At 58.4% G+C, this 17155-nt stretch carries 19 protein-coding genes; 18 read left to right on the plus strand and 1 reads right to left on the minus strand.

All coding sequences use genetic code 11. The features are described 5' to 3' along the window. Positions 1–100: 100 nt before the first annotated feature. The gene (locus tag TSA66_RS15105; RefSeq protein ID WP_040040581.1) at positions 101–1276 is read right to left on the minus strand and encodes an iron-containing alcohol dehydrogenase; all 1176 of its coding nucleotides are present in this window, start codon (positions 1274–1276) and stop codon (positions 101–103) included. Positions 1277–1668: 392 nt separating this feature from the next. On the opposite strand from TSA66_RS15105, the gene TSA66_RS15110 reads away from it, so the two are divergent. From TSA66_RS15110 to hemE, 18 genes are all read left to right on the plus strand, one after another. Then, positions 1669–2304: a hypothetical protein gene (locus TSA66_RS15110; RefSeq protein ID WP_157691709.1), complete on the plus strand. Its 636-nt coding sequence runs from the start codon at positions 1669–1671 to the stop codon at positions 2302–2304. A gap of 201 nt (positions 2305–2505) precedes the next feature. Beyond that, positions 2506–4419 (plus strand): tRNA uridine-5-carboxymethylaminomethyl(34) synthesis enzyme MnmG, encoded by a 1914-nt coding sequence (mnmG, locus tag TSA66_RS15115; protein WP_040040583.1) that lies wholly within the window; start codon positions 2506–2508, stop codon positions 4417–4419. Position 4420: 1 nt separating this feature from the next. Continuing rightward, positions 4421–5071, plus strand: a complete 651-nt coding sequence (gene rsmG / locus TSA66_RS15120) for a 16S rRNA (guanine(527)-N(7))-methyltransferase RsmG (RefSeq protein WP_040040584.1) — start codon at positions 4421–4423, stop codon at positions 5069–5071. Next, positions 5068–5700 (plus strand): leucine efflux protein LeuE, encoded by a 633-nt coding sequence (gene leuE, locus TSA66_RS15125; RefSeq protein WP_094299011.1) that lies wholly within the window; start codon positions 5068–5070, stop codon positions 5698–5700. Before rsmG ends, leuE begins: the two co-directional genes overlap by 4 nt. Before the next feature lie 6 nt (positions 5701–5706). Then, entirely contained in the window at positions 5707–6477 is a 771-nt protein-coding gene (locus TSA66_RS15130; RefSeq protein ID WP_040040585.1) for a ParA family protein, read from the plus strand. Positions 6478–6489: 12 nt separating this feature from the next. Continuing rightward, positions 6490–7374, plus strand: coding sequence for a ParB/RepB/Spo0J family partition protein (locus TSA66_RS15135; RefSeq protein WP_040042636.1), 885 nt, complete (start codon positions 6490–6492; stop codon positions 7372–7374). 346 nt (positions 7375–7720) lie between these two features. Continuing rightward, positions 7721–8059, plus strand: coding sequence for an ATP synthase subunit I (locus TSA66_RS15140; RefSeq protein WP_040040586.1), 339 nt, complete (start codon positions 7721–7723; stop codon positions 8057–8059). 1 nt (position 8060) lies between these two features. Continuing rightward, positions 8061–8900, plus strand: coding sequence for a F0F1 ATP synthase subunit A (gene atpB / locus TSA66_RS15145; RefSeq protein WP_040040587.1), 840 nt, complete (start codon positions 8061–8063; stop codon positions 8898–8900). Positions 8901–8970: 70 nt separating this feature from the next. Then, positions 8971–9216 carry a F0F1 ATP synthase subunit C gene (gene atpE, locus TSA66_RS15150; RefSeq protein ID WP_040040588.1) on the plus strand — a complete coding sequence of 82 codons (246 nt, stop codon included), beginning with the start codon at positions 8971–8973 and terminating at the stop codon, positions 9214–9216. Between the two features lie 73 nt (positions 9217–9289). Further along, complete coding sequence (locus tag TSA66_RS15155) at positions 9290–9760, plus strand: F0F1 ATP synthase subunit B (protein WP_040040589.1); 471 nt, start codon at positions 9290–9292, stop codon at positions 9758–9760. 2 nt (positions 9761–9762) lie between these two features. Continuing rightward, entirely contained in the window at positions 9763–10296 is a 534-nt protein-coding gene (locus TSA66_RS15160; RefSeq protein WP_040040590.1) for a F0F1 ATP synthase subunit delta, read from the plus strand. Positions 10297–10342: 46 nt separating this feature from the next. Next, a complete protein-coding gene (atpA, locus tag TSA66_RS15165) occupies positions 10343–11878 on the plus strand; it encodes a F0F1 ATP synthase subunit alpha (RefSeq protein WP_040040591.1) in 1536 nt (511 codons plus the stop codon). Positions 11879–11903: 25 nt separating this feature from the next. Then, the gene (gene atpG / locus TSA66_RS15170; protein WP_040040592.1) at positions 11904–12773 is read left to right on the plus strand and encodes a F0F1 ATP synthase subunit gamma; all 870 of its coding nucleotides are present in this window, start codon (positions 11904–11906) and stop codon (positions 12771–12773) included. Between the two features lie 33 nt (positions 12774–12806). Further along, positions 12807–14207: a F0F1 ATP synthase subunit beta gene (gene atpD, locus TSA66_RS15175; RefSeq protein WP_040040593.1), complete on the plus strand. Its 1401-nt coding sequence runs from the start codon at positions 12807–12809 to the stop codon at positions 14205–14207. Between the two features lie 79 nt (positions 14208–14286). Further along, on the plus strand, positions 14287–14709 hold the full coding sequence (locus tag TSA66_RS15180) for a F0F1 ATP synthase subunit epsilon (protein WP_040040594.1): 423 nt from the start codon (positions 14287–14289) through the stop codon (positions 14707–14709). 131 nt (positions 14710–14840) lie between these two features. After that, positions 14841–15275 carry a CoA-binding protein gene (locus tag TSA66_RS15185; RefSeq protein WP_040040595.1) on the plus strand — a complete coding sequence of 145 codons (435 nt, stop codon included), beginning with the start codon at positions 14841–14843 and terminating at the stop codon, positions 15273–15275. A 40-nt stretch (positions 15276–15315) separates the two neighbouring features. Then, the gene (locus TSA66_RS15190) at positions 15316–16077 is read left to right on the plus strand and encodes an SGNH/GDSL hydrolase family protein (RefSeq protein ID WP_052452356.1); all 762 of its coding nucleotides are present in this window, start codon (positions 15316–15318) and stop codon (positions 16075–16077) included. A gap of 80 nt (positions 16078–16157) precedes the next feature. Then, positions 16158–17155, plus strand: a 998-nt coding sequence (gene hemE, locus TSA66_RS15195) for a uroporphyrinogen decarboxylase (RefSeq protein WP_040042638.1), incomplete at its 3' end; no start/stop codon positions are given.

Raw genomic sequence — 17155 nt, forward strand, 5'->3', positions numbered from 1 at the left:
ATCGGCGCGCTGTTTGCGCGTTCCCGCGCCAGTACCCACTGATTGCTGGCATCGGGTAGGGCGTATTCCATTACGCGCTACCCATTCTCACTGCTTGCGGCTATAAGGCCGCAGCATAAATCGCGTGCGCATCGGCACGCGTCACTTCCCTCGGATTGTTCGTCAACAGGCGCGTCTGCAGCATCGCGTCATCCGCCAGGCGGTCAAGGTCGGCCTCGGCAATACCTACTTCGCTTAACCGGGTTTCGATGCCGGTCAGTCTGGCAATCGCATCCATCCTGTCGATCAATGCCTGGGTGCGCGCTTCGGCGCTGCCACTGATCCCCGGGGCGACGATCTCGGCCAGCTCGGCATAAAGGTTGGCGGCATGCGGTGCGTTAAAGCGCAGCACATGCGGCAATACGAGCGAATTCGATAATCCGTGTGGCACGTGGAAAATCCCACCGATCGGGTAGGCGAGGGCATGAACGGCAGCACATGGGGCATTGGCAAACGATTGTCCGGCCAGCATCGCGCCCAACAACATCGCCTGGCGCACTGCCAGATTCCTGCCATCTTCGCAGGCCCCAATAATATTACCTGAAAGCAACAACAGCGCCTGTCGCGCCAGCATGTCGGACAAGGGGTTCTTTTTATGCTTGGTCGTGTAGGCTTCGATCGCATGTACCATCGCGTCGATACCGGTGGCGGCCGTGACCTTGGGTGGCAGGCCGACTGTCAATTCGGCGTCGAGGATGGCGAGGTCGGCATACAACTGGGGTGACACGACACCCATTTTCGTGGTGGCGCCGGTGGTGACGATCGAGATCGGCGTGACTTCGGAGCCGGTGCCGGCCGTCGTGGGAACCTGCACCAGCGGCAGGCGGTTGCCTTTGACATTGCCGATACCGTACATGGTTTTCAATTCCTGCTCGCTGCCTGCGAGCACGGCAATGAGCTTGGCAACATCCATCGAACTACCGCCGCCCATGCCGATGACCAGATCGGTCTCATGCCGGCGCGCTTCGGCCACAGCATGCAGCACCACCGCTTCCGGCGGGTCGGCAACGACCTCGGAGAAAATGCTGACCGCAAGGCCTGCCGTGCGCAGGCTGGCGATCGGCAGATCGACCAGCCCGGTTTTCAGGAATCCGCTATCGGTGACGATCAGCGCCCGGCGTGCTCCGGGAAAATGTTGGGATACAAGTGCGCCGATATTTTTCACCGCGCCGATGTCGCTGATGACGTGAGGGACGGTACTGAATGCAAACGAACCGAAAGCTGCCGTGTTGGTCATGAATGTCTCCTGGATGTTGTGTTTTTATTGTAGCAAGCCGGGGTTGAACGTGCCTGCGGCTGATCACCGATTGCTTGCGCGTGCAAAGAGAGGGCGCCGGCTATCGCCGAGAGGGGGCAAGGCGAGGTGATTATATTGTTGTGGATTTGGTATAGCGGGCAAGTGCTTGCGCAGATAGGATGAGTGTTTTCAAGGTGCAATATAGGTAGGCTGTTCACACACGAGGATCCATCCCTCAAGGAGGGCCGCAAGATGTTTCACGTGAAACACCATGTACGACTGAGGCAATAATGTTCGAACCAACGATGATTTTTCAACGCACCCAAGCCGGGCGCGACGAGATTTATGAAAAGCAGCGCCGCCTGACACAAAGCGAACGGCTTGTACTAATCATGGTCGACGGCACGACGTCTTATCAGGGTGTGCGCAGCAAGCTGCCAGTTCTTACGGAAGAACGTTTCCAGCGAGCGCTGACGACGTTGCAAAAAAAAGACTTGATTCTGGAAGTGTTCCTGCCGGTTGAAGGTCAGCAACCGGAAGAAATGGCGCAGACCGTCATCGACCGCTTCATCCAACAGGATGCCACCGACCCGTTGACAATCATTTCTTTCGACCCCGAGGACGACTTCGGCGTCTTTGGCCCTCCCATCTCGATGTCATCCAGTACTACGGCGCAAGAGCAGGGAGGGACACTTGGCTTGACGTTGCGGGCGCAAATGGATGAAAAACCTTTCATTTCATCGCACGGCATTTCGGCGCCTCCCGCCGCTAGCGCCGGATTAATGGATGAGTCGCTCATCGAGCAAGCCGACGCATTGGCGGCGGAGGTGAGGGCGCAGCGACCGCATTATGCCAATCCGATCGAACAAGTGCGCGATATTAGTGCACAGCGTCGCTCATCCTCGGCACGCAAGCCTGCTCCTTCTTCAGCGCCGGACAAATCGGTGAAGCTGCATTGGGGCTATTGGATGATCGGCGTCGGCCTAGCCTTCATTGTCGGATTCGTGATCGCCCGGCTCACGAAATAGTCAATAAGAAGCACAGCCACAACGGTTGAGCCGCCCACACTGTTTCACGTGAAACAAAATCGCTTGGAAAAGAACGACGCGTCACGGGCGGGGCAAAAAAAAGCCTTATAATCTCGCCTCCAGGCACTCGACGTGCCAGTCCGAATCCCGGAGCGTGCAATGCATTTCCCATCCCGCGCTCCAGTCTCGCCGAGGCGAACTATGCTTTTTCCTACAGAATTTGACGTCATTGTTGTTGGTGGTGGCCATGCCGGCACCGAGGCCGCGCTCGCCTCTGCACGCATGGGGCAGAAGACCTTGCTGCTCACCCATAACATTGAAACGCTGGGGCAGATGTCTTGCAATCCCTCCATCGGCGGCATCGGCAAGGGCCACCTGGTCAAGGAAGTCGATGCGCTGGGCGGCGCCATGGCAATCGCAACCGATGAGGCGGGTATCCAGTTCCGCATCCTGAACTCGTCGAAAGGGCCGGCCGTGCGCGCGACCCGCGCCCAAGCCGATCGTATCCTGTATAAGAAGGCGATACGCGGACGCTTGGAAAACCAGCCGAACCTCTGGCTGTTTCAACAAGCCGTCGACGACTTGATGGTTGAAGGCGACCGCGTGGTTGGTGCCGTCACTCAGGTGGGAATCCGTTTTCGCAGCCGCGCCGTCGTGCTCACCGCAGGCACGTTTCTGGACGGGAAAATTCACGTCGGCCTCAACAACTACTCGGCTGGACGCGCCGGCGATCCGCCCGCGATTTCCTTGTCTGCGCGCCTGAAGGAATTGAAGCTGCCGCAAGGCCGCCTGAAAACCGGCACGCCGCCGCGTATCGACGGTCGTAGCATCGATTTTTCCGTGCTGGAAGAGCAGCCGGGCGATCTTGACCCAATCCCGGTATTTTCCGTAATGGGTTCGACTGGCCTGCATCCGCAGCAATTGCCATGCTGGGTTACCCATACCAACGAGCGCACGCACGACATCATCCGCAATGGCTTGGACCGCAGCCCGATGTACACCGGCGTCATCGAAGGCGTCGGGCCGCGCTACTGTCCTTCCATCGAGGACAAGATCCATCGCTTTGCCGACAAAAATGCGCACCAGATTTTCCTGGAACCGGAAGGGCTGACGACCAACGAGTTTTATCCGAACGGGATCTCGACCAGCCTGCCATTCGATGTGCAGCTCGAACTGGTGCACTCGATGCGGGGATTGGAAAACGCCCACATCCTGCGCCCGGGTTATGCGATTGAATATGACTACTTCGATCCGCGCGGTTTGAAATCCTCTTTGGAAACCAAAGCGATCCAAGGCTTGTTTTTTGCAGGTCAGATCAATGGCACCACCGGGTACGAAGAAGCGGCAGCTCAAGGCTTGCTTGCAGGACTGAACGCTGCGCTCTTCACCCAAGAGCGCGACGCCTGGACGCCGCGCCGCAATGAAGCCTACCTCGGGGTACTGGTCGACGACTTGATCACGAAAGGCGTGCAAGAGCCATACCGCATGTTCACCAGCCGTGCCGAGTACCGGTTAAGCTTACGTGAAGACAACGCTGACATGCGCCTGACCGAAATCGGGCGCCAGCTGGGGTGCATTGGCGATACGCAATGGGCATTGTTCGAGAAGAAACGCGAAGCCGTCGCGCGCGAACTGGAACGCCTCAAATCCACTTGGGTCAATCCCCGTCTCATCAACGAAGCCGAAGCAGAGCGCGTGCTGGGCAAGGCGATCGAGCGCGAGTACGCGCTTAATGATCTGCTGCGCCGCCCCAACGTGCGCTATGACACCCTGATGACGATGAAGGGGCCGGAGGGTCAAGCCCTAGCCGGACCTGGCGTAACCGATGAAGCGGTCAAGGAGCAAGTCGAAATCCAGGTCAAATACGCCGGCTACATCGATCGCCAGGCGCGCGAAGTCGAGCGGCATGACTATTACGAAAACCTGAAATTGCCTGCAAGCTTGGACTACATGGAAGTCCGGGGGCTGTCGATTGAAGTTCGGCAAAAGCTAAACAAGCATCGACCGGAAACACTGGGACAGGCGTCCCGCATTTCGGGGGTGACGCCTGCGGCAATTTCCTTGCTGTTGGTACATTTGAAAAAGGGGGGCTTCAAGGAATTTGCGGCAGCCTGACATGAGCACATTCGACCGAAATAAATTGCAACAGCAGTTATGCGACGGTGCACACGTGCTGCATCTGTCGCTCAGCGACGCGCAACTGTCGCAGCTGCTGGACTATCTCGCGTTGCTCGGCAAGTGGAACGGCGTGTACAACTTGACTGCCGTGCGCGACCCGATGCACATGGTGACGCAACACTTGCTCGATTCGCTCGCGGCGTTGCCTGCCTTCGCTAGCGCGCACCATATTCTCGATGTCGGTGCTGGTGGTGGCTTGCCCGGCATCGTCCTGGCCATTGCACGACCCGACATGAAAGTGTCGCTGATCGACACCGTGCACAAGAAAACGGCCTTTCTCACCCAAGTCAAGGCGGAACTGCAGTTAGCTAACGTCAATGTGTACACAGGCCGCGTCGAGCAGTTGCAGGTGCCGAAGTTCGACGTCATTACGTCGCGTGCATTCGCCGATCTGTCCGACTTCGTGCGTTGGTCGGGCCATCTGTTGCAGGAACATGGCTGTTTCATCGCCATGAAAGGTGTTGCGCCCAATGACGAAATCGCGCGCCTGCCTGCACCTTGGCAAGTTACCGAAGTACGCGCCTTGCAGGTGCCGGGCTTGGATGCTGAGCGCCATCTTGTCTTCATTCAACGCAAGGAGTCAGAGTGATCGACCTGTTTCACGCTATCGGCATTACCGATGTGCGTCAATTGATCATTGCCACCATGGTGTTTCTCATGCTGCCGGGCCCCGGGACATTTTGTGTTCTGACCTCCACTGGAAAACATGGCATGCGTGGCGGCTTTGCCGCCTTAGCTGGCTTGATGGTGGGCGATGTTGCTTTGATGTTTCTTGCGGCAATTGGCGTTGCGGCGCTGTTGCAGGCCAATTCGCTGTTGTTCAAAGGCATGCAGTATCTGGGTGCCGCCTATCTGGCCTACCTTGGTGTCAAGTTACTCATTGCAAAGCAGGAGCAGGGCGCTGCGGTAGTACCGTTTTCGAATGTCGCCGATTTTCGCCGCGGCTTTCTCGTTACGCTGGTCAACCCTAAGGCCATCGTGTTTTATATGGCGTTCTTTCCATTGTTCATCGACCCGGCCACCCATCGCGGCACCATGACTTTCGTGGCGATGGGGATGGTAATTTCCAGTTGTACCCTATTTTATGGCAGTCTATTAGTGCTTGTCGGCAATGTTGCCGCACGCAAGCTGTCGCACAATCGACGTATTGCTGCCTATGCATCGAAGGCAGCAGGCATTTTTCTGATCGGCTTTGGCATCAAACTTTCTACCAATTAAAACCACATGGCAAAAATCTTCTGCGTCGCCAATCAGAAAGGTGGCGTCGGCAAAACCACCACTGCCGTCAATCTTGCAGCCGGTCTGGCTCAGCTCGATCAGCGTGTGTTGCTGGTTGACCTTGACCCACAAGGCAATGCCACCATGGGCGCCGGCATCAACAAGTCCGAACTCGAAGCATCGGTCTATGAAGTATTGCTCGGGCTGGCTGATATCAAGACGGCATGCAAGACCGACGGCAATGGCGGCTTTCATGTGCTGCCTGCCAACCGCGAGCTGGCGGGGGCGGAAGTGGAAATGGTCGAACTCGATAACCGCGAAAAGCGCCTGAAAGACGCGCTGGCCACTGTGGACGCCGAATACGATTTCGTACTGATTGATTGCCCGCCCGCATTGTCGATGCTTACCCTCAACGGCCTGTGCGCCGCCCACGGCGTGATCATTCCGATGCAATGTGAATATTACGCGCTGGAAGGCTTGTCCGACCTGGTTAATACCATCAAGAAGGTGCACGCCAAACTCAATACCGACTTGAAAATCATCGGCCTGCTGCGCGTGATGTTTGACCCGCGCATGACATTGTCGCAACAAGTGTCGGCGCAACTTGAACAGCATTTCGGCGACAAGGTTTTCAAGACCATCATCCCGCGCAATGTGCGCTTGGCTGAAGCGCCTTCCTACGGCATGCCCGGCGTGTCCTTCGATCCGTCGTCGAAAGGCGCGCAAGCCTATATCGCGTTCGGGGCGGAAATGGTCCAGCGCATCAAATCCATGTAAATGAAGAAGCTTATGGTCACTAAAAAATCCAAAGGGCTCGGGCGCGGACTCGATGCATTGCTCGGCGGCTCATCCGACTTCGAAGAAGCCGTACCTAACATGCAAGGTGCACCCTCGACCCTGCATGTGGCGCAACTGCAGGCCGGCAAGTACCAGCCGCGTACCCGCATGGACGAGGGGGCATTGAATGAATTGGCCGCATCGATCAAGGCGCAGGGCTTGATGCAGCCAATCCTGGTGCGACCGCTGGTACCCAGCGGCACCGACAAATACGAAATCATCGCCGGCGAGCGCCGCTTTCGCGCCGCGCAGATCGCCGGTCTGAGCGATGTCCCGGTGCTGGTCAAGGATGTCGACGATCAGGCGGCGGCCGCCATGGCGTTGATTGAAAACATCCAGCGCGAAGACTTGAACCCGCTGGAAGAGGCGCAAGGCATCCAGCGCCTGATCACTGACTTCAGTTTCACCCATGAACAGGCCGCCGGCGCCGTTGGCCGCTCGCGCAGCGCAGTATCCAACCTGCTGCGCCTGTTAAACCTTGCCAAGCCGGTGCAAACCATGCTGATGGCTGGCGATATCGACATGGGCCATGCCCGCGCCTTGCTTGCCGTCGACGCCGCTACCCAGATCACGCTGGCAAATCAGATCGTCGCCAAACGCATGTCGGTGCGCGACGCGGAAAAGCTGGTGACAAAAACCGCCGAGCAGGCAACGGCTACACCGCGCAATGGCAAGGAAAAGTCGCGCGACATCGCCCGCTTGGAAGAAGAATTGTCCGATGCGCTCGCCACCCAGGTCGCGATCAAACTTGGCGCGAAGAACAAGGGCCAACTCGTCATTGATTTCGCGAACCTCGATGCACTGGATGAGTTGATTGCCAAGCTGCGAGGCGAGTAAGGCTATATTTCCCACCCCAGGAAGAATGAAAGGGCGGCAGGCCGCCGGCTCTTTTTTTGCTCGCGCTGAGGTGATTACCTCATGCGTAATTGGGGACAGGCTGTCATGCCATTAAGCTGGTAACGGTGCAGGGCATGGAAAGGCCATGGAAAGATGACGCTGGCACTACCGTAGTTTTACGGTAGGCGATTGCTCAAATTTCGTCGCGGCAAAGGTTTGACGCTCACTGTGGAAAACACTTATAATCCCGTGGTTTCACAAAAATGCACCACCAGGAAACACCGCGGCCCGTAGCGAGAGCCTGAATAGAACAAGGGCTCCACGGATTGCACGATTTTGGACCCTTATGCTGCGCATCGTCCTACTGCAATTTGCGACTACGGTCATCGCCGGACTGATTGCCGGCATGCTTGGCGGAGTGCATGCGCTGATTTCCGCGCTTCTGGGTGGGCTGTGCTGTGTGGTGCCGAATGGCTTGTTTGCCTTGCGACTGTTTACGAACGCGCAAAAGCCGGGCGCTGTCAATCCGATGACTTTTTTCATCGGCGAGTTTATTAAGATTGCATTGACCATTGCGCTGCTGGGCGCGGTGGTCTGGCTGTACCACGATTTGAACTGGCTGGCGCTGATCGCCGCCTTCATCGTGGCGCTAAAAAGTTACATCATCTTATTATTTAGGCACTGACATGGCAAACGAACTGGCTGAAGCAGCGGGCCACGCTGCAGAACACGCCCCTACTGCATCCGAATACATCGTCCATCACCTCGGACACCTCTCCACTCACCATCAAGAAAAGATCGTCGATTTTTCGATTATCAACATGGACACCATTTTCTGGTCCGTGTTCGTCGGCGTGCTCGGTTGCTTCTTGATGTGGCTGGCCGCCCGCAAGGCGACTTCTGGCGTGCCGGGCCGCTTCCAGGCTTTCGTCGAAATGGTCGTTGAAATGGTCGAAGACCAGTCCAAGTCGATTGTGCATGGTGACCGCAGCTTTATCGCGCCGCTGGCACTGACCGTGTTCGTCTGGGTAGCGCTGATGAACTCGCTCGACTTCCTGCCGGTTGATTTATTTTCCAGTATTTTCCGCTTGATCGGCATTGATATTCATCACCGCGTCGTGCCCACCGCCGATCTCAACGGCACCCTCGGCATGTCGCTCGGCGTGCTGGCGCTGATGATTTATTACAGCCTCAAGATCAAGGGCCTCGGCGGCTGGCTGCATGAATTGTTCGCCGCGCCGTTCGGCATCTGGCTGGCGCCGTTCAACCTGCTGCTGAACCTGATCGAATATGCCGCAAAAACCGTGTCGCTCGGTATGCGACTGTTCGGCAACATGTACGCGGGTGAACTGCTGTTCCTGCTGATCGCGCTGCTGGGTTCGATGGCCACCGCCTTCGGCTTCATCGGACAGGTGATCGCCGGCTCGATGTGGGCAATCTTCCACATCCTGATCGTGTTCCTGCAGGCCTTCATCTTCATGATGCTCACGCTCGTGTATATCGGCCAGGCCCACGAAGGCCACTAAAGAATCGAAAGATAGTAGCGGTAATTTTTTAGTTTTTTATTTTTAACCTTAACTTCCTGAAGGAAATCAAATGACTGACATCTCTTTTGTTGCTCTGGCTTGCGGCTTGATCATCGGCCTGGGTGCTATCGGTGCTTGTATCGGTATCGCTCTGATGGGTGGTAAGTACCTGGAAGCCTCCGCACGTCAGCCGGAACTGATGAACACCCTGCAGACCAAGATGTTCCTGCTCGCTGGTCTGATCGACGCGGCGTTCCTGATCGGTGTTGGTATCGCAATGCTGTTCGCATTCGCAAACCCGTTCATCGCGAAGTAATACGGCTTATAGCTGATTTCCATCCGCCGAACCCTTCTGGTTCGGCGCTCGTTATTCTGAGAAGGAAAACACCGTGAACTTAAATGCAACATTGTTTGCGCAGTTCGTGGTCTTCTTTGTCCTCGCGTGGTTCACGATGAAATTCGTGTGGCCGCCGCTGATGAAAGCGCTCGACGAGCGTGCGGAGAAGATCGCGAATGGTTTGGCTGCTGCCGACCGTGCCAAGACAGAGATGGCTGCCGCCGAAAAGCGCGCGCAGGCTGAACTGACTTCCGCCCGCGACGAAGGTCAAAAGCGCATCAGCGACGCTGAAAAGCGTGCTGCAGCGATTATCGAAGAAGCCAAGAAAACTGCATCCGACGAAGCCGCGCGCATTATCGCCGCTGCCAAGTCCGACGCAGAACAGCAAGTGATTCGTGCACGTGACGAACTGCGCGCGCAGGTCGCGACCCTCGCGGTCAAAGGCGCCGAGCAGATTCTGAAGCGTGAGGTAAATGCAGCGGCCCACGCCGACCTGCTGAACCAACTGAAGACTGAGCTGTAATCATGGCCGAACTCGCAACGATTGCTCGTCCTTACGCAGAAGCACTGTTCCGTGTAGCCCAATCTGGCAATCTCGCTGCCTGGTCCGACCTCGTGTCGGAAATGGCAGCCGTTGCCGCTCTCCCTGACGTCAAGTCTTTCGCCAGCAATCCGAAGATCCCGGATCAGCAGGTTGTCGAAACGTTCCTGTCGCTGTTGAAGTCCAAGGTATCCCCCGAAGCGAAAAACTTCGTCGGGATGCTGGTCGAAAACGGCCGTCTGACGCTGTTGCCGGAAATCGGCGCGCAGTTCCACGCATTGAAAAATGCCGCGCAAGGTGCAGCCGATGCGGAAATCACGAGCGCGTTCGAGTTAACCGGCGCACAAGTGAACGACCTGGTGGCGACGCTGGAGAAGAAATTTGGCCGCAAGCTCAACCCGTCCGTGAAAGTGGATAGTTCGCTGATCGGTGGCGTACGCGTGGCAGTAGGCGACGAAGTGCTGGATACCTCGGTACGCGCCAAGCTGCAGCAAATGTACACCGCCCTGGCGTCGTGAGCCTGTCACGCTAGCGTAAGCAGAGAAACAAATTTTAGGAGTTATTATGCAACTCAACCCGTCTGAAATCAGCGAACTGATCAAGAGCCGGATTCAAGGCCTTGGTGAAGGCGCTGAGATTCGCAATCAAGGCACGGTCATTTCCGTGACCGACGGTATCTGCCGCATCCACGGTCTGTCCGACGCGATGCAAGGCGAGATGCTGGAATTCCCGGGCAACACTTTCGGCCTCGCGCTGAACCTCGAGCGCGACTCCGTCGGCGCCGTTATCCTGGGTGAATACGAGCACATTTCCGAAGGCGACACCGTTAAGTGCACCGGCCGCGTGCTGGAAGTACCAGTCGGCCCGGAACTGCGTGGCCGCGTGGTCAACGCTCTGGGCCAGCCGATCGACGGCAAAGGTCCGGTCAACGCCAAGCTGACCGACGTGATCGAAAAAGTGGCACCTGGCGTTATCGCACGTCAGTCCGTGTCGCAGCCGATGCAAACCGGCTTAAAGGCAATCGACTCGATGGTGCCGATCGGCCGCGGTCAGCGTGAGCTGATCATCGGCGACCGTCAAACAGGTAAGTCCGCCGTTGCGGTTGATGCGATCATCAACCAAAAAGGCCAGAACATGACGTGTATCTACGTCGCGATCGGCCAGAAGGCATCGACCGTCAAGAACATCGTGCGCGCGCTGGAACAGCATGGCGCGATGGAATACACGATCGTGGTTGCCGCCAACGCTTCCGAATCCGCCGCTATGCAATACATCGCTGCGTACTCCGGTTGCACGATGGGCGAATACTTCCGCGACCGCGGTGAAGACGCACTGATCATTTATGACGATCTGTCCAAGCAAGCTGTGGCATACCGTCAGGTTTCGCTGCTGCTGCGCCGTCCGCCGGGCCGCGAAGCGTATCCGGGCGACGTGTTCTACCTGCACTCCCGTCTGCTCGAGCGCGCCGCTCGCGTGAATCCCGACTACGTCGAGAAGTTCACCAACGGCGCCGTCAAGGGCCAGACCGGTTCGCTGACCGCACTGCCGATCATCGAAACGCAAGCCGGCGACGTGTCCGCATTCGTTCCGACCAACGTGATTTCGATTACCGACGGCCAGATCTTCCTGGAGACCTCGCTGTTCAACTCCGGTATCCGTCCTGCGATTAACGCCGGTATTTCGGTGTCGCGCGTCGGTGGTGCAGCTCAGACCAAGGTCATCAAGAATCTGTCCGGCGGTATCCGTACCGACTTGGCGCAGTATCGTGAGCTGGCAGCGTTTGCGCAGTTCGCTTCGGACCTCGATGAAGCGACCCGCAAGCAGCTCGACCGCGGTGCACGCGTGACCGAATTGCTGAAGCAGACCCAGTACTCGCCGCTGCCGATTTCGCTGATGGGAGTATCGCTGTTCGCGGTGAACAAGGGTTATTTCGACGACATCGACGTGAAGCGCGTACTGGCATTTGAAGCAGGCCTGCATAACTTCATGAAGACTAGCCACGCTGCTCTGTTGAAGAAGATTGAAGACACCAAGCAACTCGATAAAGACGGCGAAGCAGAACTCGCCGCCGCGATTGCCGCCTTCAAGAAAACCTTCTGATCACCGGGCTAAGGAGTAATTACTCATGGCTGCAGGCAAAGAGATACGCGGCAAGATCAAGAGCGTAGAAAGTACGAAGAAGATCACCAAGGCGATGGAAATGGTCGCCGCATCCAAAATGCGCAAGGCGCAGGACCGGATGCGCTCGGCCCGTCCGTACAGTGACAAGATTCGTAATATCGCCGCTCACTTGTCGCAAGCCAATCCAGAGTACACGCATCCGTTCCTGGTTCAGCAAAACGAAGCAAAGACGGTGGGCATCATCGTCGTCACGACCGACAAGGGTCTGTGCGGCGGCATGAACACCAACGTGCTGCGGATGGTGACCAACAAGGTGCGTGAACTCGAAGGTCAAGGCATCAAGACCGAAGCAGTCGCGATCGGTAACAAGGGTCTCGGCTTCCTCAATCGCATTGGCGCCAAGGTCGTGTCGCAGGCTGTGCAGCTCGGCGATACGCCGCATCTGGACAAGCTGATCGGCCCGGTCAAGGTGCTGCTCGATGCGTACGTGGAAGGCAAACTGGACGCGGTCTACCTGTTCTACACCAAGTTCATCAACACGATGAAGCAAGAGTCGAAGATGGATCAGCTCCTGCCTCTGGCGTCCGAAAAGATGGAAGCGGACAAGACGTCACTGGCATGGGATTACATCTACGAGCCGGATGCGCAAAGTGTGATCGATGAACTCCTGGTGCGTTATGTCGAAGCGCTGATTTACCAGTCCGTCGCGGAAAACATGGCGTCCGAGCAATCGGCGCGTATGGTCGCGATGAAGGCAGCGTCCGACAACGCAGGTAACGTGATCGGCGAGCTGAAACTGGTCTATAACAAGACCCGTCAGGCCGCGATTACCAAGGAACTGTCCGAGATCGTCGCCGGTGCGGCAGCGGTTTAACTAAAAGAATTAACTTATATTGAAGGAACGAAAATGGCTGATGGCAAAATCGTTCAGTGTATCGGCGCCGTGGTGGACGTAGAGTTCCCGCGTAACGCGATGCCCAAGGTGTACGACGCCTTGAAAATGGAAGGCTCCGAGCTGACCCTGGAAGTGCAGCAGCAGCTGGGTGACGGCGTGGTCCGTACCATTGCGCTGGGCTCTTCCGAAGGTCTGCGCCGCGGCATGATGATCAAGAACACCGGCGCACCGATCTCCGTGCCGGTTGGTCCGGCAACGCTGGGCCGCATCATGGACGTGCTGGGCAACCCGATCGACGAGCGCGGTCCGGTCAATGCAGCAACGACCGCATCGATCCACCGCAAGGCTCCGGCGTACGACGAACTGTCGCCGTCGCAGGAACTGCTGGAAACCGGCATCAAGGTGATCGACCTGGTGTGCCCGTTCGCCAAGGGTGGTAAGGTCGGTCTGTTCGGCGGTGCAGGTGTGGGCAAGACCGTGAACATGATGGAACTGATCAACAACATCGCGAAGGCGCACTCGGGTCTGTCCGTGTTTGCCGGCGTGGGTGAGCGTACTCGTGAAGGTAACGACTTCTATCACGAAATGGCTGACTCGAAGGTCGTCGACCTCGAGAACCTGGGCAACTCCAAGGTTGCGATGGTGTACGGTCAGATGAACGAGCCGCCGGGTAACCGTCTGCGCGTGGCGCTGACCGGTCTGACCATTGCGGAATCGTTCCGTGATGAAGGCAAGGACGTTCTGTTCTTCGTCGATAACATCTACCGTTACACGCTCGCCGGTACCGAAGTGTCCGCGCTGCTGGGCCGTATGCCTTCCGCGGTGGGTTACCAGCCGACGCTGGCCGAAGAAATGGGCCGCCTGCAAGAGCGTATTACGTCGACCAAGACCGGTTCGATTACGTCGATCCAGGCCGTGTACGTGCCAGCCGACGACTTGACCGACCCGTCCCCGGCGACCACCTTCGCCCACTTGGACTCCACCGTGGTTCTGTCGCGTGACATCGCTGCGCTCGGTATTTATCCGGCGGTTGACCCGCTCGACTCGACCTCGCGTCAGCTCGACCCGAACGTCGTCGGCGCAGAGCACTACGAGACCGCACGCGCTGTCCAGGGTACGCTGCAGCGCTACAAGGAATTGCGCGACATTATCGCGATTCTGGGCATGGACGAACTGGCACCGGAAGACAAGCTGGTGGTGGCACGCGCTCGTAAGATGCAGCGTTTCCTGTCGCAGCCGTTCCACGTTGCTGAAGTGTTTACCGGCTCGCCCGGTAAGTACGTTTCGCTGAAGGACACGATCAAGGGCTTCAAGATGATCGCTTCGGGCGAACTCGATCACCTGCCGGAACAAGCGTTCTACATGGTCGGCACGATCGAAGAAGCAATCGAAAAAGCCAAGAAGATCCAGTAATGCTGCTTAGCTCATCTTCCGGCAGGAAGATGAGCTTTAGAAGCGGTCTGGTCTTCAGACGAACAACAAAGGTTCTAACATGGCACACACTATTCACGTAGACGTCGTCTCTGCCGAAGAAGAAATCTTCGCCGGCGAAGCCGAGTTCGTCGCGTTGCCGGGTGAAGCGGGCGAGCTGGGTATCTATCCCCAGCACACGCCGCTGATCACGCGCATTCGGCCGGGTGCGGTGCGCATCAAGGTGCCGGGCCAGGCGGAAGATGAATTTGTCTTCGTCGCCGGCGGCATTCTCGAAGTGCAACCGCACGGTGTCACCGTGCTGGCCGATACCGCAATCCGCGGTCACGACCTGGACGAGGCAAAGGCGGCTGAAGCGAAGAAATTGGCTGAAGAAACGTTGTCGAACAAGGACTCGAAAATCGATTATGCGAAAGCGCAGGCTGAATTGGCTGCCGCAATTGCACAGTTGGCAGCAATCGAGAAGTTGCGCAAGAAACGATAACGGATGCAGGCAGTACAATGAAAGGCAGCTTCGGCTGCCTTTTTTTGTTTGGGTGCCCGCCGCGCTTCTCGCTGCCCGGCATGGACTGCACCGAAACGTCGTTTTATATCGATGTGTAATGCGGGATTCCTATGATGCTGGATGCAGACGCGATTCGAGCCTTGCTTACCGAAAGCCATACGATTGCGGTGGTCGGCCTTTCCACCAAACCCGAGCGGCCAAGCTACGACGTGGCGAAGTACCTGCAGCTGCACGGCTACCGTATCGTCCCGGTCAATCCGATGCATGCGGGCGAGCATATCCTCGGCGAATATTGCCATGCCACGCTGACGCAGGCTGCCGCCGCGCTCAAGAGCGCCGGGGCGCGGATCGACATCGTCGACTGCTTCCGCAAGTCGGAGCATGTGGCGCCGGTCGTCGATGAAGCCATTGCCGTCGGCGCGCGCTGCGTGTGGATGCAGCTGGGCGTGATCGACCATGACGCCGCTGCCAAGGCGCAGGGCGCGGGCCTGATCGTGGTGATGGACAAGTGCATTAAGATCGAACATGCGTTCGTCACGCGCTGAATGCCCGCGCATTCATGCCTAGCCCGTCAGCCTGCCATCGATGCGCCGCTACCTGCCTGAACTGATTGCCTTGCCGCTGTTGCCCGTTCTGGTGGCGCAGGGGCGCCGCACGCGCCGTATCACGCCGCGCCTGCCCGAAGCAGGCGGACCATGCGCCGGTATTGCCGGCAGCGATGCAGGCAAGCCGCTGTCCCTGCTGACGGTCGGCGAGTCGCCGGTGGCAGGCGTGGGCGTCGCCACGCATGAAGAAGCGATCACTGGCCAGCTCGCGCGCGCCTTGTCAGCGCGCCTTCAACGGCCTGTCCACTGGCACGCCTGCGGCCGCAACGGCGCCACCGCCCGCGAGGCGCTGCAGCAGGTCGTTCCATCCATTCCCGCGCAGGCGGTCGACATCGCACTCGTTGCGTTCGGGGTCAACGACACCACCGCATTCCGGCCGGTGCGCCGCTGGCAGTCCGATCTGCGCGACTTGCTGCAAGCCGTCGATGCACGCTGTGCCCCACGCCTGCTGCTGCTGTCCGGCGTGCCGCCAGTCGCCCGTTTCCCCGCATTGCCGCAGCCGCTACGCTGGGTCATGGGCCTCAAGGCGAGCGCGCTCGACTGCGCCGTGCGCGAACTGGCGCCGAGCCTGGCGCGCACCTTGTACGTTGCGCTCGAGCTGGCCACGCATGATGTGCGCATGATGGCGAGCGACGGCTACCATCCTTCGGCCATCGGATGTGCGGCGTGGGCCGATCTGCTGGCCGACGCTTGCCTATCGCATTGGCGCGACAGCAGGGAAGGGCACATACCTTTTTCGTGATTTTGCCTATGGGTATCGTGTTTTCGTGATCTGGATCCGCCCCGGGTCGGCGATAATGGCGGATTCATGAAAGAGATGCCATGACCACCAACTTCGCTCCCCTCAAGAACGACATGTTCCTGCGCGCCTTGCTGCGCCAGCCGACCGATTACACGCCGCTGTGGCTGATGCGCCAGGCAGGACGCTACCTGCCCGAGTACTGCGCCACCCGCAAGCGCGCCGGCTCCTTCCTGGGCCTGGCAAAAAGCCCCGACTACGCCACCGAAGTCACCCTGCAGCCGCTGGACCGCTACGCGCTGGACGCCGCCATCCTGTTTTCCGACATCCTCACCGTGCCCGATGCCATGGGCCTGGGTCTGTATTTCGCGGAAGGCGAAGGCCCCAAGTTCGAGCGCCCGCTGCGCGATGAAAAGGCAGTCATGGCCCTGCAAGTGCCGCCACCGGGCGCGCTGCAATACGTGTTCGACGCCGTCACCCAAATCCGCACCGAATTGAACGGCCGGGTGCCGCTGATCGGTTTTTCCGGCAGCCCCTGGACGCTGGCCTGCTACATGGTCGAAGGTGGCGGCTCGGACGACTTCCGCACCGTCAAGACCATGCTGTACAACCGGCCCGACCTGATGCACCACATCCTGAAGACCAATGCGGCAGCGGTGGCGGCGTACCTGAATGCCCAGATCGACGCCGGGGCGCAGGCCGTGATGATTTTCGATACCTGGGGCGGGGCGCTGGCCGATGGCATTTATCAACAGTTTTCGCTAGCCTACATGCGCGAGGTCGTGGCCCAGCTTAAGCGCGAGCAGGACGGCGTCAAGATTCCGGCGATCGTATTCACCAAGGGCGGCGGCTTGTGGCTGGAGGAAATTGCCGACATCGGCGCCGACGCGGTGGGACTGGACTGGACGGTGAATCTGGGGGCGGCGCGGGCCAAGGTCGGGCACAAGGTGGCGCTGCAGGGCAACCTCGACCCGAACGTGCTGTTTGCCGGCGCCGAGCAAATCCGGGCGGAAGTGCGCAAGCTGCTGGCATCGTTCGGCCAGCCGCAAGCCGGGGCCGGGCATGTCTTCAACCTTGGCCA

Source organism: Noviherbaspirillum autotrophicum (assembly GCF_000818395.1).
Classification (GTDB): domain Bacteria; phylum Pseudomonadota; class Gammaproteobacteria; order Burkholderiales; family Burkholderiaceae_D; genus Noviherbaspirillum; species Noviherbaspirillum autotrophicum.